The sequence below is a fragment of the Stenotrophomonas sp. 05N37 genome (assembly GCF_056397365.1).
Genome location: NZ_JBFTNG010000005.1, coordinates 248,326 through 269,861, shown reverse-complemented (window position 1 = coordinate 269,861; position 21,536 = coordinate 248,326). Strand labels below are relative to the sequence as shown.

Sequence of the window (21,536 nt, the reverse complement as noted above, 5' to 3'; positions counted from 1 at the left end):
CGCAGCGCGCGCATTCACCTCCTGCATCGATTGCCGCTGCTGCGCTGCAAGAACGCGGGTCTTCCTTCACGCTCGTTTTACACCTTGAAACACGGTGTGTTGTAACGCATCGGCGGTGTCGCCAAACAAACATTTCAGTCAGGTTCGTGCATGCATGATCGGGTCATCGGCTTGTCATGCAGGTGTGGTTGGACAGCCGGTCGGATGGGAAATACGTCGTCATGGCGTCCATCACCAACTGTCCTTCGCTACCGATACCGCCGATGCTCTGGATCCTGCTGCTGTCTCTGTTGCTGCTCACCGGGTTGCTGCTCGCCTCGCGCAAGTGGATATGGTGGAAGGCCAGCCTGATGTCGCTGCTGCTGGTGCTGCTGAGTTCGTGGTGGTTGATCAACAAGCTGTCCGGCGATGGCCTCAACGCCGCCACGCTGTACCACCTCGGCGCGGACATGGAAGGGGCCGGCGTCGCCGACTTCAAGGGCTACATCGCCGCCTACATCGCGCTGCTGCTGGTCTCGCTGCTGCCGCTGGCGCTTGTTCGCGTGCAGCGCTGGCGCCGCATCGAACACGGCAAGGCGGTGTTCGGCGGGTTCATCGCGATGTGGCTGGTGGCAGTGCTGGTGAGCCCGCTGTACAGCGACGGGCAGCGGCTGTACCAGCAGACCCGTCCGGTCGATTACAGCGTCATCGCGCCGGAATACCGCGTGCCGCAACAGGCGCTGGCCAAGCCGCGCAACATCGTGTGGATCTACGGCGAGAGCCTGGAGCGCACCTACCTGGATGCGTCCACCTTCCCGGACCTGATGCCCAACCTCAACCGCCTCGCCGGCCAGGCGCTGGATGTGCGCGGCCTGGTGTCGGCCGAGGGCGGCGGCTGGACTATCGCCGGGCTGGTGTCGTCCATGTGCGGCGTGCCGCTGACCACCGCCAAGGACGACGAGAACAGCATGGGCCGCATGGGCAGTTTCCTGCCTGAGGCGGTCTGCCTGGGCGACTATCTCAAGCAGCAGGGCTATACCAACCACTACATGGGCGGCGCCAACGGGCAGTTCGCCGGCAAGGGCCAGTTCCTCGCCACGCACGGCTTCGATGCGGTCGACGACCTGGCCTGGTTCAAGCAGCAGAAGGTGGCACGCTCGCACTTCTCGCCGTGGGGCGTGCACGACGACGTGCTGCTGGACAAGGCCTACGACCGCTTCGTGCAGCTCTCCAAACAAGGCCAGCCGTTCATGCTGACCACGCTGACCATGGACACCCACCACCCGGCCGGGCACCTGCCCTCGGCGTGCAAGCGCACCCGCTACCAGAGCGAGTACGGCAACATCGGCATGCTCAACGCGCTCAAGTGCACCGATGGGCTGATCTCCAAGCTGGTCGACCGCATCCAGGCCAGCCCGTACGGCGACGACACGCTGATCGTGATCGCCTCCGACCACCTGGCCATGCCCAATGATCTCAGCCACATCCTGGCCAAGCAGAAGCGCGAGAACCTGCTGCTGTTCCTGGGCAAGGACATCGCACCGCGCCAGTTGGCCACCACCGCCGGCTCCACGCTGGATTCCGGTGCCACCCTGCTGAGCCTGATCCAGCCGGACATCAACGCCATCGGCTTCGGTCGCTCGCTGCTGGACCCCAAGCGCACCGACAGTGCCAGCGCGGCCGCGCTGCGCGACAACGGCAAGGACTATCCGCGCTACCTGGCCTTCTCACGCTCGCTGTGGCTGGGCGACAAGACCCGCCAGCTACGCATCGACGACGACAACCAGGTGGTGATCGGCCTGCAGCACGTGCAGCCGCCGGTGCTGCTGGAGTACGACAAGCAGTTCGACCTGAAGTCGGTGTACCTGGAAAACACCTCCAAGCAGTTCGACCTGGCCGACCCGGCCAACACCCTGGCCTACGTGGACCGCTGCACGGCGTTCGAGGACGGCTCGGCCGACGGTGACTGGTGCGCGATGCTGGTCAACCGCGACAAGGGCATCAAGCTGTACCGCGACGACGCCCTGCGCGACGGCTTTGCGGTGGATGGCCCGCTGGAGCCGTTCAGCGGCCCGCGCCCGAGCATCCGCCAGGCGCACATGATCACCCAGAAGGGCCGCCGCACCCGTGCCGGCCAGTACATGCTGCAGTTCGTGGCCAAGCAGTCGCCGGACCGTGGCTTCTGGATCGAGGCGGTGTCCTCGCAACGCAAGGTCGTGGTGGCCCAGCAGTGGGTGCAGCCGGATGCCGAAGGCCGCATCAGCGTGCCGTTCGGCCTGGACCATGAAGTGGACGACCTGGAGATCCGTGCGTGGTTGAACCACGCCGAGAAGCTGGCGGTGGACAACGTCGCCCTGGTCCCCTCGCGCCGCGGCAACCGCGGCTGATCGTGCGGCGCGAGTGCCGGCCAGCGGCCGGCACCCCGCGCGTGCGGTCGCGACCGATGGCCGGTCGACCGCTTACGCCTCCGGTTGCGGCGGCGCGGTGGGATCGCGGACGAGGTGGATGTCGGTCGGCGAAGACAACGCGATGCCGGCGGCGGCGAACTTCTGCAGCATGGTGAAGTACAGGTCGCTGCGTACGCCGTACACCGCGCGCGGGCCGGAGACGTAGGCGAAGCTGTTGATCGCGATCTGGCCGTTGGCGATCGAGTCGATGAACACCGACGGCGCCGGTTCGGCCAGCACCGCCACATGCTCGGCGTAGCTGTCCAGCAGGATCTGCCGCACCGAGGCCACGTCGGTACTCAGCGGCACCGAGAACTGGATCTGGATGCGGCCCTGCGCATTGCCCATCGTCATGTTGCGGATGGTCTTGGTGATCAGTTCGGAGTTGGGCACGATCAGCGTGGACTTGTCGCCCACCTGGATCTCGGTGGAGCGCACGCTGATCCGCTTGATGTCACCTTCCTGGTCACCCAGCTTGACCCAGTCGCCGATCTTGACCGGCCGCTCGGCCAGCAGGATCAGGCCGGAGACGAAGTTCTGGGTGATCGCCTGCAGGCCGAAACCAATGCCCACCGACAGCGCGCTCACCACCAGCGCCAGCTTCTCGAAGCCGATGCCCAGCGCTGTCAGGCCCCACAACACGGCTGCGATGATGCCCAGATAGCGGGTCACGGTGCTGATCGAGTTGCGCGCGCCAGCGTCCAGGTCGGTCTTGGGCAGGTAGGTGTTGGTCAGCCAGTTCTGGAAGGCCTGCATCACCGCCCACACCACCAGGAAGGCCAGCACGGCGTACACCACGCTGCTGGGCCGGAGTGTGGTGGTGCCGATGGTCAGCCCGTTGGACAGCGAGTCCATCGCGCCGAAGAACGCGTTGAGGTTGCCGAACGGCGCGGTCAACGCCAGCACCGCCAGCAGGATCACGCCGATGCGTAGCACCGCCGACAGCAGAACGCCGGCTTGCTCCACCTTGGCGTCGTTGAGCCCGGTGGTCAGCACGATGCTCTGCCCCACCCGGCTGGTGGGCGACAGCACCCACAACGACAGATCGTCGGCGAACTTGAGCAGCAGCGACGCCGCCAGCAGCACCACCGCGCCCCACACCAGCTGCTGGGCCACGAACAGCGCCAGGTTGAGGTAGCCCAGCAGCGTGGCGATCACCGCCGCGGCCACCACGATGTGGCCGGCCAGGCGTGCCAGCACGATCCAGCCACTCCTGCGCACCGGGGCCTTGGGTTGCTTGGCGCCGGCATCGGCCTGCGCGTCCAGCTTGGCCTGGGCCTCGTCGGCCTGGCGCCGGTGCAGGCGCGCCAGCGAGACCAGGATGGCAATGATCAGCGCCATGTAGGTGATCGCGATCAGCCCGTCCACCGCCACCGTGGTGATCTCGCTGGTGCGCGAAGCGCGGTTGATCTCCACCAGCAGGATGCTGAGGAAGGTCAGCCCGGCGGCGCCCCAGGCGTACTTGCGCAGGCGCCAGGCCGCGCTGTCATCCAGGCTGAGCAAGCGCCACGACGGGCGCTTGGGTACCAGCAGGCAGGCGCTCAGCGCAGTGATGAAGGCCGCCACGAAGGTGGCCACCTGGAAGTGCAGGGCCAGCTGTTCCAGCCGCGGCGGGATCGCGCCGATGTTCTCCAGCGAGGCCACCAGCACGACCGCCGCGAAGCCGGGCAGCAGCGTGCCCACCGCCAGCAGCCACACCGCCAGCCCGGAACGGCGCAGGCGCCCGTCCGGCGCGCGTTCGGAGGCCGCATAGCGGCGCCCGGCCGCACGCAGCCACAGCCGCAGCGGGAAGAACATCAGCAGGGCCAGCGCCAGCCCGGTCAATGGCGCCGCCCAGCCGTGCTCGGCGATCGCCTTGCGCGCCGTGGTTTCACCCTGGCGGTACAGCGATGCCAGCCGCCCGAGGTCGGCCGGCACATGGGTGGCGAACTGCCGCCACAGCGACGGCGACAGCGGCGAATTGACCTTGCGCGCCAGTTCTTCGCTGAACTGGCTGACCCGCATCTTCTCGATGTCCGCGCCCAGCTGCCTGGCATCGCCGGCCAGCAGCTTGGCCCGCGCGATCGCCGAGGCGATGTCGCTGCGCTGCTGGTTCAGGGTCTTGCGCTGCAACGCGATGTCGCGCGCCTCGACGGTGCCCTCGGGCACATCGCCGAGTTGCGCCACGCGTGCGTCCATCTGATCCAGTTGCGGCTGCAATGCGTTGCGTGCGGCATCGGCATCGCGCTGCACCGCCAGTGCGCGGTCGGACAGCGTCTTGAGCGTGTCGCGGGTATCGGCATCGTCCAGCGACGCCTGGATCTGCTTGAGGTCCTTGCCGGCCTGCGCCAGCTGCGCGATCGGGTCCGCATCGACCGCATCGTCGCCTTGGGCAAGCGCGACCGGTGCCATGCCCAGCCAGGCATACACCATCAATCCGGCCAGCGGCCGCAGGAAGGAGGGAAAAAGACGGGAAGACAAAGCCGGCACACCACGGGGTTCGCGCGGACCACCGCGCCTGCGCGAACTATAAACCGGGTGATGTTCAAAGAGAGTGTGGATAACCGAGGACAATCATCCCTGCCCGTGACGATCAGCAAGCTTCAACCATCCGCACCTACCGGGAAACATATCGAGACGATTTAAATTTACCAGGAGTGCGCTTCTGGATGGCAATCTGTACCAGCTATCGCAATCAATTTATAGATAGCCGCCAGCATGACGCCCAGGAACTCCGATATTTCCCCAACTCGCCTGAGCATGCTCAATATTGCGCACCTGGTCGATCGATACGCCCATTTACGTCACCGCTACGCATAGAAGTACAGACCTGAGATCTCCAGAAATTTCCACGCGACGGCCCGATATCTGTGCCCATTCAACCATGCATGGCCATTTGCGACAGAGCAACGCCCGCCACGTTCGCTTGACCAAATAAAAATTCCGCTGATAGACACGATTGAGCGCGACGCTTGACGGCAACGCGCCAGCCCCACAGCAACAAGTTGATGGGATCTATGGAGTAGCAACATTCGATAAAAGAAGGAATTTGAAAGAATGAACTAACCGTGGAAGAGGCGAATGAAGTGTCGGGAGGCGTACTCCCATACGTCGCTGTACTTGCATTTGTCTACTACGAAAGGAACGAAATCAGGGATTTCGTTGGCGGAGTACTAGATGGCTTCAATGGAACAGATTACATGAAGCCGGACTGAGCAGAATTTCCAGATGAAAGAACTAGACCAGATGGAAACCACCCTAGTCTCCGGAGGAGATGGAGAAACGTATAACTGGCGAAAAATGATTGGCGACGGACTCAAATCGGCATGGGAGTCAATGAAAGACTATGCCACGTCAGATGACTCCTCCAGAGACGTAATCGTCTAAGAGCCAGCATCCGATCCATCAGGGTGTCGGGGCCAAGCCCCGACACCCTTTGACTCAGCAGCGAGTAGACAGATGGAAGAAAACAATCAGAACCCAGACAATCGCAATGACCACTACACGATCAGAATTAGAAAACGCACATTCTGGCCCACCCTCGCGATCATCGCGTTCTGGTTCCTATGGAGCCAATGGGGCGAGATCGCCGACCTATTTGAGGCCCTGCTTGACTCAATCGGCCTATAACAAGTGCATCGATCACACTGGACGGATCAATGGCTGTACGCAACACGCCTAGCGCGCAATTTTTTTAAATGATCGCACATCCGCGGAGGGGCCCCTACTGCACTCCAATATGGTTAAAGCAACTTTAGAGGCGTGCCAGCAGAGTGCTATATCTATCAGGTAGCCGCACCTGACACGACCTTGCTATCAGGATTGGAAGATCAACGTCGAGCTCTGCGTAGAGAGCTGGCCCACATTGAGGAGGAGATACAGAGCCGAACAGAGCAGGTTCGTATCGGCCGCGAGGTGGTGCGGCGCTACCACCAGGTTGCTGATCAGCGCTACGTCAGCTTGGTTCAAGTCAGTCAACAGGAGCAGGCGGTTCTTGACCTCTTGATTGCTCAACAATCTTTGCAGCGTCAGTCAATCAGTCTGCGCAGAAATCTATCCCAATTGGAGCAAACGCTTAAAGAGCTGCCACTGCAACTGAAAGCAGCCGGCGCATCCTCCGACCGTGAATTGGCTGTACTCAACCAGGAGGCGGTAAGGATGGAGGCCGACGGGGAAGTTCTGCTCCGCGCGCCAGTTGCCGGATTGGTCGCCCATCGATTCGTTGAGGTCGGACAAGCGGTACAACCAAACCAGCCGATTCTGAGCATTCTTCCGCTTGGCTCATCACTTCACGCACAACTAATGGTTCCAAGCGCTGCAATCGGCTTCGTCAAACCGGGCGACCGCGTGCTGCTGCGCTACCAAGCATATCCGTATCAAAAATTTGGTAGCCACGAGGGCAAAGTGCTTCGAGTATCTCGCAGTGCCACCCCGCTCCCGAATAGTGCCGGCGCTAACAGTGAGCCCATGTATCGGGTTCTGGTGTCACTTCATCAGCAAAGCGTACAGGCCTACGGGCACCCGGAGGCTCTTTTGCCGGGGATGCGGCTGGAGGCGGATGTCATGGGAGAGCGTCGACGCTTGTTCGAGTGGGTGCTCGAGCCACTGTACTCAGTAACTGGGCGCACGGGCGGAGGCTAATCCGCACTTGTATCCCGCGACCACCGGTATGGCGGCGCTGGTTTCGGCCTTCTTGAGCCTGCCGGGCGTTCTCGACACCGCCATCGCCCCGGCTTCACCCGCCCGTGGCAGGGGCCCCGGCATGGTTGGGACCTCTTCCACCGCGCGCCTTCGATGAACACCCACGCCGACCTCAAAACCGTCCCCGATCTCAAGCTGCCGCGCTATCTGGGCACGTGGTACGAGATCGCCCGCCTGCCGATGAAACACGAGCCGGAGGACTGCACCGATGTGTCGGCGCATTACAGCCTGAAGGAAAACGGCCACGTGGCCGTGCTCAACCGCTGCCGGCTGGGTGACGAGATCGAGGAAGCCGAAGGCGAGGCCTGCGCGGTCGACAACGACAGCGCGCGCCTGGAAGTCAGCTTCCTGCCGCGCGGGCTGCGCTGGATTCCCTTCACCAAGGGCGACTACTGGGTGATCCAGGTCGCCCCGGACTACAGCGTCGCGCTGGTCGGCAGCCCGGACCGCAAGTTCCTCTGGCTGCTCTCGCGCACGCCGACGCTGGATGCGACCGTGCAGGAGCACTACCTGGCCCAGGCGCGCCAGCAGGGGTTCGACCTGACCCCGCTCATCCACACGCCGCATACCGGCCGGCCCACGGCCTGACCCATGGACCTGAAAAGCGGGTATCCGTTCTGGGCCATACGCAACGGCCTGATGCACGCCTTTCCGCCCCTGCAGCAGGACCTCCACTGCGAGGTGCTGGTGGTCGGTGGCGGGATCAGCGGCGCCTTGATCGCCAACGAGCTGTGCGCCCATGGCCACGACGTGGCGGTGATCGAGCAGCGCGACGTCGGCTGGGGCAGCACGGCGGCCAGCACCGCGCTGCTGCAGTACGAGATCGATACCCACATGATCGACCTTGCCCGGCAGTACGGCGAGAACGCCGCGGTGATGGCCTACCAGGCCTGCGCCGATGCGATCCCGGCGCTGCGCGCGGTCGCCGGGGCCTTCTCCGGCGTGGACTGCCAGCGCATGCAGAGCCTGTACTACGCCAGCAAGCGCGGCCACCATGCCGTGCTGCATGAGGAATTCCTGCTGCGCCAGCGGCATGGGTTCGACGTGCGCTGGCTGGAGGCCGACGAGGTGCAGGACGCGTTCGGCATCCGCGCACCCGGCGCGATCCTCAGCGCACTTGCCGCGCGCGTGGACCCGTACCGGCTGGCCTATCGGCTGCTGATGCGACTGCAGAAGCGCGGCTGCGGCGTGTACGACCGCACCGTGCTCGATACCCTCACCCCCACCAGCCGTGGGGTCACCGCGCGCACGCCCGAGGGCGTACAGATCCACTGCCGGCATGTGGTCATGGCCGCCGGGTATGCCAGCCAGCACTGGCTCAAGCCGTCGGTGGCGCGCAACCGCAGCAGCTATGCCTTCATCACCGATCCGATCGATCCCGACCAGTTGGGCCCGCTGGCGCAGACCATGCTGTGGGAGTCGGCCCGGCCGTACCTGTACCTGCGCGCCACCGGCGACCATCGCCTGCTGGTGGGCGGCGAGGACGATGCGATCGACATCCCGGCCCGGCGCGACCGCCGCGTCCAGGCCAAGGCCGGCACCCTGCTCAAGCAGGTGGCCAAATTGTTCCCGCACCTGCCGCTGCAGCCTGCCTTCTCCTGGGCCGGCACGTTCGCCGAGACCAAGGACGGCCTGCCGTTCTTCGGCGCGCACCCGCAGTGGGGGCCGCGGGTCCTGTTCGCGATGGCCTACGGCGGCAACGGCATCACCTACTCCATGATCGGCGCGGGCTTGTTGCGCGCCCAGATCGAACGCCGCCGGCATCCGCTGGCGGCGCTGTTCGGGTTCGGACGGCTGGAGTAAAGTTCCCCCAGGGTCGGTGCCATGACAGGCATCGTTCAAGCGGCCGGTGCTAGCGTCAGCGCTGTCGGCCGCACTGCCTGCCGCCAGCCCGTTCCGGAGCCCCACATGATCCGCTCGCTATCGCTGCTGCTGTGCCTGCTTGCCCCCGGCGTCGCCCTGGCCCAGTCCGCGGCCGGCGCGACCGGCCCGCAGTCGGCCACCGACCTCAACCTGGCCCTGCCGCAGGCGCCCATGCAGTACCTCGGCGATGCCTCGCTGCGCGGCGACCCGCCCGGCACCTTCTATGGCGACAAGAGCGGCCGCCGCCTGAGCGATCGCGGCGCCGCCAACGGCATCGCCGAGGTCACCGACGACAAGCTGCGGGTCAACGGCAGCCTCACCACCGGCATCGGCTATTCCAAGGAAGGCGGCAACTCGCACTACAACGCCGCCGAGATCAACCTCAACAAGAACTACACCACCGACGAGGGCAAGACCCACAACATGAACCTCAACATCCGGGTCAGCGAGGGCAAGGGCCCTGGCTTCTATGGTCCGTATGGCGGGTATGGTGGGTATGGCTACGGCCCGGGCCCGGGTTATTGGGATTATCCGCCGCGCGGCGGCTGGTAACCCGCACCCGCGGTGCATCCCGCAACGGCCGGTCTACCGGCCGTTGTCGTTTCCGCGCGCCGGGTCGGGCGCGCTCAGTCCCACCAGCCGTCCCGCTTGCTCGACAGCACCCGGCCGTCATGGCCGCTCATGCGCACGTCCACGCGCTGGTTGCGCGCGTTGCGGGCTTCCAGCGTCCAGGTCGCACCATCGCGCTCGAACGACTCGATCTGGCGGAAGCCGGCCTTCTCGGCCAGGGCCAGCACCTGCCCGGCATCCAGCAGGGCGCGGTCGCTGCGCGGGTCGAAGATCTCGCCGCTGGCCGGATCGATGATCACGTCTTCGACGCTGCCGTCGGCGCGGCGGACATCGGCTTCCCACAGGCCGTCGTCGCGCTCCAGTTCGAGCACCTGGGTGTAGCCGGCGGCGTGCAGCTTGGCCTGCACCTGGGCAGCGCCGAGTTCGGCGGCGAAGGCGGGGGCGGCCAGCAGCGTGGTGGCCAGGGTGGCGGTCAGGATCAGCTTGTTCATCAGGGGGCTCCAAAGAGGGCCGGTCGTTCCCGGCGTCGCCAGTCTGGCAAGCGCGCTTAAGCGGACCATGAGCCCGGTTGTTAGCCACTGTTTAAGCAACCGGCGTATACCGTTGGCATCCCCCATGAGCCCGTCGCGCATGCCCATCGCCCCCACCCTGCTGCTGCCTCTGCTGCTGGCGCTTACGCCACAGGCACCCGTGCACGCGCAGGAAGGCGGCAGCCGGCAGCAGGAGGCCGTGCGCCAGGCGGTGCGCCAGGGCCGGTGGGTGCCACTGCAGCAAGTGGTCGCCGACGCGTTGCGGCGCTACCCCGGCAAGCTGGTGGAGGTGGAGCTGGAGGATGGCAAGTACGAGATCGAAATCCTCGGCCCCAACGGCGTGGTGATGGAGCTGGATTACGATGCAGCCACCGGCCGCCTGCTGAAGATGGAAGAAGATTGATGCGCATCCTGCTCGCCGAAGACGACGCGCTGCTGGCCAGCCGCCTGCAGCAGCTGCTCGAAGAGGCCGGCTACCTGGTGCTGCACGCCGCCGAAGGCCGCCTTGCCGAAGAGTTGGGGCAGATCGAGGACATCGCCGCGGCGGTGGTCGACCTCGGCCTGCCCGGGCTGGACGGCCTGAGCGTGATCGAGCGCTGGCGCCAGGCCGGGCGCGGCTTTCCGGTGCTGGTGCTCACCGCGCGCGCCCGCTGGCACGACAAGCTGGCCGGCTTCGATGCCGGCGCCGACGACTACCTGACCAAACCGTTCCAGCCCGAAGAGCTGCTGCTGCGCCTGCGCGCACTGATCCGGCGCAGCGCCGGCCACGCCAGCCCGCGCCTGCAGTGCGGCCCGCTGCTGCTGGACGTCAACGCCGCGCGTGTGGAACTGGATGGCGAGCCACTGCACCTGAGCCCGCAGGAATACCGCATCCTGAGCTACTTCATGCACCACCCGGACGTGGTGATCAGCCGCTCGCGGCTGGGCGAGCACGTCTACGACGCCGGCTTCGACCCGGACTCCAACACGCTGGACGTGCTGATCGGGCGGATCCGCCGCAAGCTCGGCAGCGAGCTCATCCACACCCATCGCGGGCAGGGCTTCCGCCTGTCGGCCCAGCCATGAACACCAGTTCGCTGCGTACCCGCCTGCTGCTGGCCGGTGGCGTGGGCCTGGTGCTGGTGTCGGCGCTGGCCACCTGGTGGCTGGGGGCGATGTACGAGCGCTCGGCGCGCACCGCGATGGACCAGCGCCTGGGCAACGAGCTGATCGCCGTGCTCGCCCTGGCCGAGAGCGATGCGCAGGGCCGCCTGCAGTTGCGCCGCGACCTGTTCGACGAGCGCTACCAGCGTGTGTTCTCCGGTGCCTACTGGCAGGTACAGGACGCCCACGGCCGGCCGCTCGGCCAGTCGCGTTCGCTGTGGGACGAAACCCTGCAGCTGCCCGCGGCGCTGCACACCGGGCCCGCGCAGGGCTATGACACGCGCGGCCCACTGGATACGCCGCTGCGCGCGCTGGTCCAGCAGGTCACCCTGCCGCGCGTGCCGACGCCCTTGCGGGTGGTGGTGGCCACCGACCGCAGCGACCTGGACGCGCAGGTCAGCGCCTTCCGCCAGCGCACCGCGCTCGCCCTGGCGGTGCTGATCGCCTTGTGGTTCGCGGTGCTGGTGACCCAGGTACACTACGGCCTGCGCCCGCTGGCCGAGCTTGGCCGCATCGCCGGCCAGGTCCGCAACGGCGAGAACGTGCGCTTCCCGCAGCAGGGCCTGGTCAAGGAAGTGGCCCCGCTGGCCGCGCAGCTCAACGACCTGCTCGATCACCACCAGCGCATGGTGGTGCGCGCCCGACGCAGCGCCGAAGACCTCGCGCATGCCCTGAAGACGCCGCTGACCGTGCTGGTCACCGAGGCCGACGGCGATGGCAGCGACTGGCGCCAGACCCTGCGCAGCGAGACCGCGCGGATGCAGGCCAGCATCGAGCGCTACCTGGCCGCCGGCATCGGCGCCGACAGCCAACAGCGCACCGCCGTCGCCCCGGTGATCGATGCGCTATGCACGCTCATGCAGCGGGTGCACAACGAGCGCGGCCTGGTCTTCGCCCAGGACCCGGATGCGCAGGGGCTGTTCGCCGGCGCGCGCGAAGACCTGGAGGAGATGCTCGGCAATCTGCTGGACAACGCGGGCAAGTGGGCCGCCCACCGCGTGTCGATCCGTGTTCGCCATATCGACGCCACCTTGCGCATCGAGGTGCAGGACGATGGCCCCGGCCTGCCGGATGCCGACCTGCAGCGCGTGCTCGAACGCGGCGTGCGCCTGGACCAGCGCGCGGCCGGCAGCGGATTGGGTCTGGCGATCGTGGCGGACATCGCCGAGAGCCATGGCGGCACGTTGGTGCTGGCCAATGCCGAACCGGGACTGCGTGCGACGTTGACGTTGCCGGCAGGATGATAAAGGCCCCGTAGAGCCGACCGTTGGTCGGCTACCGCCGCCTGCGAGCGACTTGACGTTGCCGACAGGATGACAAACGTCCGGTAGAGCCGACCGTTGGTCGGCTGGCACGCACAGCGTGTCTGGTTTTTCGCCAACGGCAGCCGACCAACGGTCGGCTCTACGGGGAGCCAACGGCAGCCGACCAACGGTCGGCTCTACGGGGAGCCAACGGCAGCCGACCGACGGTCGGCTCTACGGGGAGCCAATGGCAGCCGACCAACGGTCGGCTCTACCGGGCGTGGTGCATCCACCAGCAATCCAGCGCATCGAGCACGATGTGCACGATCAGCCCGATGCCGAACAACCGCGTCTTCTTCGGCACGCACAGCCCGGCATACACGGCGATCGCCGGCGCCGTATGCAACGGATGGAAGCCGATGCTGCAGCGGTTGGGCGCGTAGATCGGATCGGCCAGCAGGTGGTCCAGGTCGATGATCCAGCCCAGCAGCAGCAGCGCCCAGGCCGACAGGAACCGCTTGCGCCAGAACATCCAGGCCAGCAACGCCGGCACCGCTGCATGCAACACGAGATGGAACACCGCCCGCGCGCTCATGCCGACGAGCAATGCCGAAGAACAACCGCCCGGTAGTGCCGAGCCATGCCCGGCACCGCCCTATGTGCCACGCCCAGCCACACGTCAGGCCACACGGGATACCCGCCCTTCCAAGCCGCTTCCCCCGCAACACGGCAGGCAACGTCGGCAACGGCACCCGCCGTCGCCTTCGTCACCTGCCCGCCCCTCACGCCAGCGGCTCGTCGGACAGGTACGTGTACCCGGTCAGCCCCGCTTCCAGCGCGTCGGACAGTTCCTGCGCACGCGCCGGCGACAGATCGGCGGCGGCCACGCGCTCGGCGTAGCTCGCGCGAAGGTCGGCCAGGCTGTAGCCCACGTAGTCCAGCATCACATCGGTGGTATCGCCGCGGCGCTGCTGGGTGATCGCGTAACCATCGGCGTCGGCCACCACTTCCACCGCGTCGGTGTCGCCGAACAGGTTGTGGATGTCGCCCAGGATTTCCTGGTAGGCCCCCACCATGAAGAACCCGATGCGATAGCTCTCACCGGACTTCAGCGCATGCAGCGGCAGCGAGGTATCCAGGCTCTCGTTCTCGACGTAGGTCTTGACCATGCCGTCCGAATCGCAGGTCATGTCGGCGATGATGCCGCGCCGCTGCGGCTGCTCGTCCAGGCGCTCGATCGGCACGATCGGGAACACCTGGTCGATCGCCCACGCATCCGGGATCGATTCGAACACGCTGAAGTTGACGAAGTACTTGTCGACCAGGCGCTCGTTCAACTCGTCCAGCGCCGGGCGATGGCTCTTCTCGTCGTAGCTCAGGCGCGCACGCACGGCATGGGCGATGGCGTAGAACAGGTCGTCGATGCGCGCACGCTGCGGCAGGTCGATCTGGCCCAGCGCGTAGCTGGACAGGCCTTCGGCATGGAAGTGCTGCGCCTCCTGGAACAGCTCCACCGCCGGGCGCTCGTCCAGCTCGGCGTGGATCTCGCGCAGGTGGCGGATCGCGGCCGGCTCGTCATCGTGCTGGTCCGGCACGCGGCCTTCCTGCGCTTCCTCTACCTCGGACACGTTGGCGATCAGCACCGCGTGGTGCGCGGTCATCGCGCGGCCACACTCGGTCACGATCCGCGGCGGGGTCAGGCCGTGCTCTTCGCAGGCATTGGCCAGCGGCTGCACGATGTTGCTGGCGTAGGAGTTCAGGCCGTAGTTGATCGAGCAGAAACTGCGCGACCGGGTGCCTTCGTAATCCACGCCCAGGCCGCCGCCCACGTCCACGTGGGTGATCTTCGCGCCCAGGCGCGAGAGCTCCACGAAGTAGCGGGTGGCTTCGCGCATGCCGTTGGCGATGTCGCGCACGTTGGAGATCTGCGAGCCCATGTGGAAATGCAGCAGGCTCAGGCAGTCGGCGTACTCGGTGTCGCGCAGCGACTTCCACAGGTCCAGCAGCTGGCGCGGCGAGAGGCCGAACTTGGCCTTGTCGCCGCCGCTGTTCTGCCACTTGCCCGCGCCCAGCGAGGCCAGGCGCATGCGCACGCCCAGGCCCGGCTTGACGTCCAGCGCCTTGGATTCCTCCAGCACCAGCTTCAGCTCGGAGGGCTTCTCGATCACGATGAAGGTCTGCAGGCCCAGCTTGCGGCCGATCAGGGCCAGGCGGATGTACTCGCGATCCTTGTAGCCGTTGCAGACGATCAGCCCGCCCGGGCGCGACAGCGCCAGCACGGCCATCAGCTCGGGCTTGCTGCCCGCTTCCAGGCCGAAGCCCTCGCCGTGGTGGCTGGCCAGGGTGCCGGCCACGCCGCGGTGCTGGTTGACCTTGATCGGGTACACGGCCGTGTAGCCGCCCGGATAGTCCCAGTCGGTCTGCGCCTGGGCGAACGCGGCCTGCAGCTTGCCCAGGCGCTGGCCCAGGATGTCCGGGAAGCGCACCAGCAGCGGCAGCTTGGCGCCGGCCGCGCGTGCGGCGTCGACAATCGTCGGCAAGGACACCACCGGGCCGTCCTGGCCAGTCGGTCTCACCACCATGTGTCCTGCCTGATCCACGTCGAAGTAGCCATCCGCCCAATGCGGAATCGAGTAGGTCTTGCGGGCTTGGTCGAGGGACCAATCGGTCATTTCAGTGGGCCTGGTTGGTAAAAAAGGGGGTGCATGATAACGCCTATATGGCGACAGCTCCGTTATCATGCGCGCCCGCGCCCGTACTCAGGCCCCCAACCTGAACAGGCCAACCCGTCCGGATGTGGCTAGTGCCACGCGGCCCCCGCCGCCCGCCCGGCTCCAACACCCCGAACAGGACTGTTTCTCCATGACTGACAACAACAACTGGTACATCGAGCACTTCGAGCGCACCGGCTCGGCCATTGGCTACCGCCTGAAGGGCAAGCTGGACGAAGTGCAGTCGCCGTTCCAGAAGATCGAGATCTTCGCGACCACCGATTGGGGCAACCTGATGACCATCGATGGCGCCATCATGCTCACCAGCAAGGACAACTTCTTCTACCACGAGATGATCAGCCACCCGGTGCTGTTCACCCACGCCGCGCCCAAGCGCGTGGTGATCATCGGTGGCGGCGACTGCGGCACCCTGCGCGAAGTGCTCAAGCACCCGGGCGTGGAGAGCGTGACCCAGTGCGACATCGACGAGCAGGTCACCGTGATGGCGCGCAAGCACTTCCCGGAGCTGTGCGAGTCCAACGATGACCCGCGCGCCGAGCTGATGTTCGACGACGGCGTGGCCTACATGGCCAACTGCCCGGCCGGCAGCGTGGACGTGGTGATCGTGGATTCGACCGATCCGGTCGGCCCGGGCGAGGGCCTGTTCAACAAGGCCTTCTACGAGAGCTGCTTCAAGGCCCTGAAGGACGACGGCATCCTGGTGCAGCAGTCCGAATCGCCGCTGATGCAGCTGGACCTGATCAACGAAATGCGCACCGAGATGGGCAAGGCCGGCTTCGGTTCGTTCAAGACCCTGCCGTTCCCGCAGCCGTGCTACCCGACCGGCTGGTGGAGCGTCACCCTGGCCCGCAAGGGCGAGAGCAGCTTCGACTTCCGCCAGGCCGATTCGGCCGCCAAGTCGTTCGACACGCTGTACTACACCGCCGCCCTGCACACCGGCGTGCTGGTGACCCCGCCGTTCGTGGCGGCGGCCCTGAAGGGCTGATCGGGTAATCGCTGCGCGGCGATGGGAGAGGGGCGTAGAGCCGAGCCATGCTCGGCTGCCTTCGGCCCGATGTAGCGCGAGCGTCGCAGCCGAGCATGGCTCGGCTCTACCTCGCCGCCAGGAAAAGACCCGCGCTGGCAACAGTGCGGGTCTTTTTTTGGGGTTCGTGCCAGCCGACGGGTCGGCACCTGCGCGCGTAGACCCGAGCCATGCTCGGCTGCCTTCGGCCGGATGTGTCACGAGCGCCTCAGCCGAGCATGGCTCGGCTCTACCTCCCAGCCAGGAAAAGACCTGCGCCGGCTACAGTGCGGGGGATTTTTCCGGGTTCGTACCAGCCGACGGGTCGGCACCTACGCGCGTAGAGCCGAGCCATGCTCGGCTGCCTTCGGCCCGATGTATCGCGAGCGCCGCAGCCGAGCATGGCTCGGCTCTACCTTGCAGCCAGGAAAAGACCCGCGCTGGCAACAGCGCGGGTTTTTTTGTTGGGGTTCGTGCCAGCCGACGGGTCGGCACCTGCGCGCGTAGAGCCGAGCCATGCTCGGCTGCCTTCGGCCGGATGTATCGCGAGCACCGCAGCCGAGCATGGCTCGGCTCTACCTCGCGGCCAGGAAAAGACCGGCGCCAGCAACAGTGCGGGGGATTTTTCCGGGTTCGTACCAGCCGACGGGTCGGCACCTACCCCTGTAGAGCCGAGCCATGCTCGGCTGCCTTCGGCCCGATGTATCGCGAGCGCCTCAGCCGAGCATGGCTCGGCTCTACCTCGCAGACAGGAAAAGACCCGCGCTGGCAACAGCGCGGGTTTTTTTGTTGGGGTTCGTGCCAGCCGACGGGTCGGCACCTCCGCGCGTAGAGCCGAGCCATGCTCGGCTGCCTTCGGCCTGATATATCGCGAGCACCGCAGCCGAGCATGGCTCGGCTCTACCTTGCAGCCAGGAAAAGACCCGCGCTGGCAACAGTGCGGGTCTTTTTTTGGGGTTCGTGCCAGCCGACGGGTCGGCACCTGCGCGCGTAGAGCCGAGCCATGCTCGGCTGCCTTCGGCCGGATGTATCGCGAGCGCCTCAGCCGAGCATGGCTCGGCTCTACCTCGCAGACAGGAAAAGACCCGCGCTGGCAACAGCGCGGGGTTTTTCTCAGGGTTCGTGCCAGCCGACGGGTCGGCACCTACGCGCTCACAGCGCCCAGATACCCGCGATCACCGCCAGCACCAGGCCCCACTTGATCACCTGGTAGGCCACCACGCTGCGCTCGCGCAGCGCCTTGGCCTTCAGGCGCACCTTGTAGACGCTGCCGAAGGCCTTGTTGACGCCGCCGGTGCGGTCGCCCGGCAGGTTCGGCGATGCCCCGCCGGCCAGCAGCGTGGACGCCACGGCGCGGTTGAACAGGCCCGGCAGGCCGAAGCGCAGCGGGCGGGCGATGTCGCAGAACAGGATCACCCGGTCGTCGGGGGTCTCGTTGTGGGCGTGGTGGATATAAGTCTCGTCGAACATCATCCACTCGCCATCGCGCCAGCTCTTCTTGATGCCGTCCACTTCGATGTAGCAGCCATCGTCGTTGGGCGTGGCCAGGCCCAGGTGCAGGCGCAGCGAACCGGCGAACGGATCGCGGTGCGGGCGCAGCTCGCTGCCCGAGGGCAGCTGCGCGAACATCGCTGCGCGCACGTCCGGCAGCGATTCCAGCAACGCGGTGGTCTTCGGGCACAGCGCCTTGGCCGACGGGTGCGACGGGCCGTACCACTTCAGGTAGAAACGCTTCCAGCCGCGGCGGAAGAACGAATTGAAGCCGGCATCGTTGAACGTGCTGGACGCGGCGATCTTGTCCGCATCGCGCAGGGCCAGGGCTTCGTCGCGGATCATCTGCCAGTTCTGGCGCAGCGGCTCCAGCTGCGGGAATTCCTTGCCCGGGTCCAGGAACGGCGTGGTCGGCACCTTGGAGAACGCGTACATGACCACGTTGATCGGGGCCATGAAGCTGGAGTGGTCCAGCAACTGGCGCGACCAGCGCGCGCGGACCTTGCCGCGGTAATGGATGTACAGCACGCAGGCGACGAACAGCACTGCCAGCACGATCTTGATCATCAGTCTTCCTCCGGCAGGGCCGGAACCGAAAGGGTGGGGGCGATGCACGGCGGAAGCCGGCACCGATACGGCGGCAGGGGGCGGGGACGTGCCGGGGAGGGGCGGCCGCCAATGTCGCAAGCAACAGCGTATGGTCCGCAGCCCCCGCGCTGGGGTCAAGCTGCGGGCCGGTCATGTTCATCCGGCCACCGTCGCTGTGCCCGGCCCCCGGACCGCGCGGCGAGGGGCCTGCGGACGCGGATGTGCCGCACGCACGCCTGGCCTGCACCGGCCGCACCGGCACGGGCTGCGCTGGCAAACGGCTGATTTTCAACGAAATACCTACGAGTGAGACGAGATTGTCCGATTCGGCATGACGAACTGTTCCACGGCCGGCTACGACATTTCTCCGACAAACTCTGGATTGGTGTACCGGCGAGTACTAAAATTAACGAAATCTTAGTAATCACCCATCAGCAGCACCGGTACGCCTGACGCATTGCGCCGACCGCCGGGTCGCAAAGACCCCTATGAACACTATCGTTGCCTCGTGTGTCGATGACACCGCCCCCGCCGAGCTGCTCAAGCGCGGCGAACGCCTGCTTGAACCCGATGTCTACCGGACCTGCCTCAACGGCCAGCCGGCGGTGGTCAAGGACTACACCCGTTATCGCGGCACGCCGCTGTCGCCGGTCGCGCGCCTGCTGGTGCGCCGCGAAGCGCGCATCCTCGAGCGCCTGAGCGGCTGGAAGCACGCGCCCGCCCTGCTCGGCACGATCGGCGGCCTGGCCCTGGGCATGGAGTTCATCCCCGGGCAGACCCTCAGTGCCGCCCAGTCGGTGGGGGTGGAGGTGTTCGAACAGCTGCAGTTCGCCCTCTCGCGCCTGCACGCGGCGGGCATCACCCATAACGACCTGCACGGCACCAACGTGATGGTCAGCGGCGGCGTGCCGGTGCTGGTGGATTTCACTTCGGCCTGGCGCAGCCCGCGCTGGCTGCCGGTGCACCCGGTCTCGCGCCAGTTGCGCCGCAGCGACATGAAGAACCTGCTGAAGATGCGCCAGCGCCTCACTGGCGAGCGCCCCAGCGCCCTGGAGGCTGCCCAGGTGGCCGACCCGCGCTGGGTGGCGGCCGTGCGCGTGGGCTGGAAGCGCTTCTACCGCTGGTTCAAGGGCCACGCCTGAGCATGGCCGGCCGGCGCGCTCAGAGCGCGTCGGCGTCCAGTTCGCCGGTGCGGATGCGCACCACGCTGCCCAGGTCGTACACGAACACCTTGCCGTCGCCGATCTTGCCGGTGCCGGCCGCCTTGACGATGGCCTCCACCACTTCCTCGACCTGGCCGTCGGTGACCGCTACCTCGATCTTCACCTTGGGCAGGAAGTCGACCACGTACTCCGCGCCCCGGTACAGCTCGGTATGGCCCTTCTGCCGCCCGAAGCCCTTGACCTCGGTCACCGTGATCCCGGTGACGCCGCGCTCGGCCAGCGCTTCGCGCACGTCGTCGAGCTTGAACGGCTTGACCACCGCCATGACCATCTTCATCCGTCTGCACTCCTGTGTTTCAGGCTGCGAGGATAACGCCTGTCCCCCGGTGAACGCGATGCGCGCGGCCCGTGCCGGCAGCGGCCGCGGGGATTATCCTTGGCGCATACCCCGCGGAGCACAGCATGATCGACCTCAACCACCTGGATGACCTGGCCCGCCGCCTGAGCGACATGGTCCCGCCGGGCCTGCGCCAGTCGCGCGAAGAGCTCCAGGCCACCTTCAAGACCGCCCTGCAGGCCGGGCTGGGCAAGCTGGACCTGGTCACCCGCGAAGAATTCGACGTGCAGCGCGCGGTGCTGCTCAAGACCCGCGAGAAGCTGGAGGCGTTGGAGAAGGTGGTGGCAGAGCTGGAAGCGCGTGGGAGCGATAGGCCGGCACCGTAAAGCAGGGTGGCGGGCGGCGCCAGCACACTAGGTGACGAAAAGGAATTCGCATGTCTGAACAAGGATCGCAGATGCTGCTGGTGGCCGGCGCCAGCATTGCCGCGGTGATCATCGCACTGTGCCTGATGCGCCTTATCCGCACTGACGATGTGGGCCTGCGCAAGATCTACCGCGTTGTGTTCTCCGCACTTGCCGCGCTGCTTGCCCCCACTCTGGTGGCAGCAGGCCATGGCGTGCTGCCCATTCCGTTCGTCGCCGGCATCCCCATCCTCGCCTACAACCTGGTCTTGTTTGCCGACATGGAGGTCTATTGGCTGGGATTGCTTGGTCTGGGTGCCGGGAAGGGCACAGGCAATGCGGTGGTCTTCACCCTGCCCAGTCTGCTGGTCTTCACCGCAGTCCTGTTTTCGCCGTGGTCACGCGCGCGGCTGCTTACCACCCGCGCGCCGTCAGACGTTCCCCGCTAGCACAAACCGCTCGATCGCCAGCGCCACGCCATCCTCGGCATTGCTCGCCGTCTCGAACCGAGCGGTCTGCTTCACCCCCTCGATTGCATTACCCATCGCCACGCTGGTGCCGGCGAACTGCAGCATGGTCAGGTCGTTCTCCTGGTCGCCCAGCGCCATCACGTTGGCGCGATCCACGCCGAGGTGTTCGGCCAGCTTCTGCAGGCTCGGGCCCTTGCCGGCACGGTGGTCGAACACCTCCAGGAAGAACGGTGCGCTTTTGAGCACCGCGAAGCGATCGGTCAGTGCGGACGGCAGCCGCGCGATGGCAGCGTCCAGCACGTCCGGCTCATCGATCATCATCAGCTTGATGAACTGCATGGCCGGGGCCATGTCTTCCACGCGCCGGTAGGACAACGGCACGTGTGACAGGTGCGAATCGGCCACCGTGTAGATGCTGATGTCCTGGTTGGGCGTGTACATGCGTCGGCCATCGAGCGCCTGGAAATGGATGCCCAGTTCACGCGCGACCCGCTCGCAGAACAGGAAGTCCTCGAAGCTCAACGGGTACTCCACCACGCGCTGGCCAGTGCCGATGTTTTCCACCACCGCACCGTTGCAGGCGATGCAGAATTCCGCATCACCCTCGATCCCCAGCTCGTCCAGGAACGGCGCAAGCCCGGACACCGGCCGGCCGCTGGCCAGCACCACCCGCACGCCCTGCGCGCGGGCGGCGGCAATGGCCTGCTTCACGCGCGGGGTGAGTCTGTGGGCGGGGTTGAGCAGGGTGCCATCCATGTCGATGGCGATGAGCTCGACCGGGGCGTGGGGGCGGTGCATATCCATGAGGTTCAACAGGGCGTACGCGTGGGGGTAGCCAGTCTAGCGGCAGCGGGCACTGGAACCTCCGACCGCAGCTGAAGGACTTGGCCTA

Annotated in this window: 19 protein-coding genes; 12 read left to right on the top strand and 7 right to left on the bottom strand. The window is 66.3% G+C overall.

The features are described 5' to 3' along the window. Positions 1–263 precede the first annotated feature (263 nt). Positions 264–2,366: a phosphoglycerol transferase I gene (locus tag AC1DGC_RS15495; protein ID WP_394164770.1), complete on the top strand. Its 2,103-nt coding sequence runs from the start codon at positions 264–266 to the stop codon at positions 2,364–2,366. Between the two features lie 72 nt (positions 2,367–2,438). Here the strand turns inward: AC1DGC_RS15495 and AC1DGC_RS15490 are convergent, their stop codons facing one another. After that, positions 2,439–4,838 (bottom strand): DUF3772 domain-containing protein, encoded by a 2,400-nt coding sequence (locus AC1DGC_RS15490; protein ID WP_259208975.1) that lies wholly within the window; start codon positions 4,836–4,838, stop codon positions 2,439–2,441. A gap of 1,389 nt (positions 4,839–6,227) precedes the next feature. Between AC1DGC_RS15490 and AC1DGC_RS15485 the strand changes: the two genes are divergently transcribed. The 4 genes from AC1DGC_RS15485 to AC1DGC_RS15470 all read left to right on the top strand — a co-directional run bounded on the left by AC1DGC_RS15485 (position 6,228) and on the right by AC1DGC_RS15470 (position 9,521). Then, positions 6,228–7,046: an HlyD family secretion protein gene (locus tag AC1DGC_RS15485; RefSeq protein WP_394164768.1), complete on the top strand. Its 819-nt coding sequence runs from the start codon at positions 6,228–6,230 to the stop codon at positions 7,044–7,046. 153 nt (positions 7,047–7,199) lie between these two features. Beyond that, positions 7,200–7,694: a lipocalin family protein gene (locus AC1DGC_RS15480; protein ID WP_449335444.1), complete on the top strand. Its 495-nt coding sequence runs from the start codon at positions 7,200–7,202 to the stop codon at positions 7,692–7,694. Positions 7,695–7,697: 3 nt separating this feature from the next. Beyond that, positions 7,698–8,909: an NAD(P)/FAD-dependent oxidoreductase gene (locus tag AC1DGC_RS15475; RefSeq protein WP_394164766.1), complete on the top strand. Its 1,212-nt coding sequence runs from the start codon at positions 7,698–7,700 to the stop codon at positions 8,907–8,909. 105 nt (positions 8,910–9,014) lie between these two features. Next, positions 9,015–9,521: a hypothetical protein gene (locus tag AC1DGC_RS15470; protein ID WP_259208833.1), complete on the top strand. Its 507-nt coding sequence runs from the start codon at positions 9,015–9,017 to the stop codon at positions 9,519–9,521. A gap of 74 nt (positions 9,522–9,595) precedes the next feature. Here the strand turns inward: AC1DGC_RS15470 and AC1DGC_RS15465 are convergent, their stop codons facing one another. After that, on the bottom strand, positions 9,596–10,030 hold the full coding sequence (locus AC1DGC_RS15465; protein WP_478048295.1) for a PepSY domain-containing protein: 435 nt from the start codon (positions 10,028–10,030) through the stop codon (positions 9,596–9,598). A 139-nt stretch (positions 10,031–10,169) separates the two neighbouring features. On the opposite strand from AC1DGC_RS15465, the gene AC1DGC_RS15460 reads away from it, so the two are divergent. From AC1DGC_RS15460 to AC1DGC_RS15450, 3 genes are read left to right on the top strand one after another with little or no spacing between them, the layout of a single operon-like run. Beyond that, positions 10,170–10,472 carry a PepSY domain-containing protein gene (locus tag AC1DGC_RS15460; RefSeq protein ID WP_478048294.1) on the top strand — a complete coding sequence of 101 codons (303 nt, stop codon included), beginning with the start codon at positions 10,170–10,172 and terminating at the stop codon, positions 10,470–10,472. After that, positions 10,472–11,134 (top strand): response regulator transcription factor, encoded by a 663-nt coding sequence (locus AC1DGC_RS15455; RefSeq protein WP_449335447.1) that lies wholly within the window; start codon positions 10,472–10,474, stop codon positions 11,132–11,134. Before AC1DGC_RS15460 ends, AC1DGC_RS15455 begins: the two co-directional genes overlap by 1 nt. Further along, on the top strand, positions 11,131–12,456 hold the full coding sequence (locus AC1DGC_RS15450) for a sensor histidine kinase (RefSeq protein WP_478048293.1): 1,326 nt from the start codon (positions 11,131–11,133) through the stop codon (positions 12,454–12,456). The genes AC1DGC_RS15455 and AC1DGC_RS15450 overlap by 4 nt, the downstream gene beginning before the upstream one ends. 271 nt (positions 12,457–12,727) lie before the next feature. On the opposite strand, the gene AC1DGC_RS15445 is transcribed toward AC1DGC_RS15450, so the two are convergent. Beyond that, entirely contained in the window at positions 12,728–13,051 is a 324-nt protein-coding gene (locus tag AC1DGC_RS15445) for a DUF6122 family protein (RefSeq protein WP_259208822.1), read from the bottom strand. A gap of 187 nt (positions 13,052–13,238) precedes the next feature. Next, complete coding sequence (speA, locus tag AC1DGC_RS15440) at positions 13,239–15,128, bottom strand: arginine decarboxylase (protein WP_449335449.1); 1,890 nt, start codon at positions 15,126–15,128, stop codon at positions 13,239–13,241. Positions 15,129–15,318: 190 nt separating this feature from the next. Here speA and speE point away from each other — a divergent pair, with 190 nt between their 5' ends. Next, complete coding sequence (gene speE / locus AC1DGC_RS15435) at positions 15,319–16,173, top strand: polyamine aminopropyltransferase (protein ID WP_259208819.1); 855 nt, start codon at positions 15,319–15,321, stop codon at positions 16,171–16,173. Between the two features lie 1,170 nt (positions 16,174–17,343). Here the strand turns inward: speE and AC1DGC_RS15430 are convergent. After that, positions 17,344–18,249 carry an aspartyl/asparaginyl beta-hydroxylase domain-containing protein gene (locus tag AC1DGC_RS15430; protein WP_394164761.1) on the bottom strand — a complete coding sequence of 302 codons (906 nt, stop codon included), beginning with the start codon at positions 18,247–18,249 and terminating at the stop codon, positions 17,344–17,346. Positions 18,250–18,758: 509 nt separating this feature from the next. Between AC1DGC_RS15430 and AC1DGC_RS15425 the strand changes: the two genes are divergently transcribed. Beyond that, a complete protein-coding gene (locus AC1DGC_RS15425) occupies positions 18,759–19,412 on the top strand; it encodes an RIO1 family regulatory kinase/ATPase domain-containing protein (protein WP_259208815.1) in 654 nt (217 codons plus the stop codon). Between the two features lie 19 nt (positions 19,413–19,431). On the opposite strand, the gene AC1DGC_RS15420 is transcribed toward AC1DGC_RS15425, so the two are convergent. Further along, positions 19,432–19,770, bottom strand: a complete 339-nt coding sequence (locus AC1DGC_RS15420) for a P-II family nitrogen regulator (RefSeq protein WP_259208813.1) — start codon at positions 19,768–19,770, stop codon at positions 19,432–19,434. A gap of 125 nt (positions 19,771–19,895) precedes the next feature. On the opposite strand from AC1DGC_RS15420, the gene ubiK reads away from it, so the two are divergent. Next, positions 19,896–20,156: a ubiquinone biosynthesis accessory factor UbiK gene (gene ubiK / locus AC1DGC_RS15415; RefSeq protein ID WP_449336221.1), complete on the top strand. Its 261-nt coding sequence runs from the start codon at positions 19,896–19,898 to the stop codon at positions 20,154–20,156. A gap of 50 nt (positions 20,157–20,206) precedes the next feature. Beyond that, positions 20,207–20,623, top strand: a complete 417-nt coding sequence (locus AC1DGC_RS15410; RefSeq protein ID WP_478048292.1) for a hypothetical protein — start codon at positions 20,207–20,209, stop codon at positions 20,621–20,623. On the opposite strand, the gene yidA is transcribed toward AC1DGC_RS15410, so the two are convergent. Beyond that, the gene (gene yidA / locus AC1DGC_RS15405) at positions 20,606–21,448 is read right to left on the bottom strand and encodes a sugar-phosphatase (protein WP_478048291.1); all 843 of its coding nucleotides are present in this window, start codon (positions 21,446–21,448) and stop codon (positions 20,606–20,608) included. The two genes, AC1DGC_RS15410 and yidA, sit on opposite strands and share 18 nt — an antisense overlap. Positions 21,449–21,536: the final 88 nt, after the last annotated feature.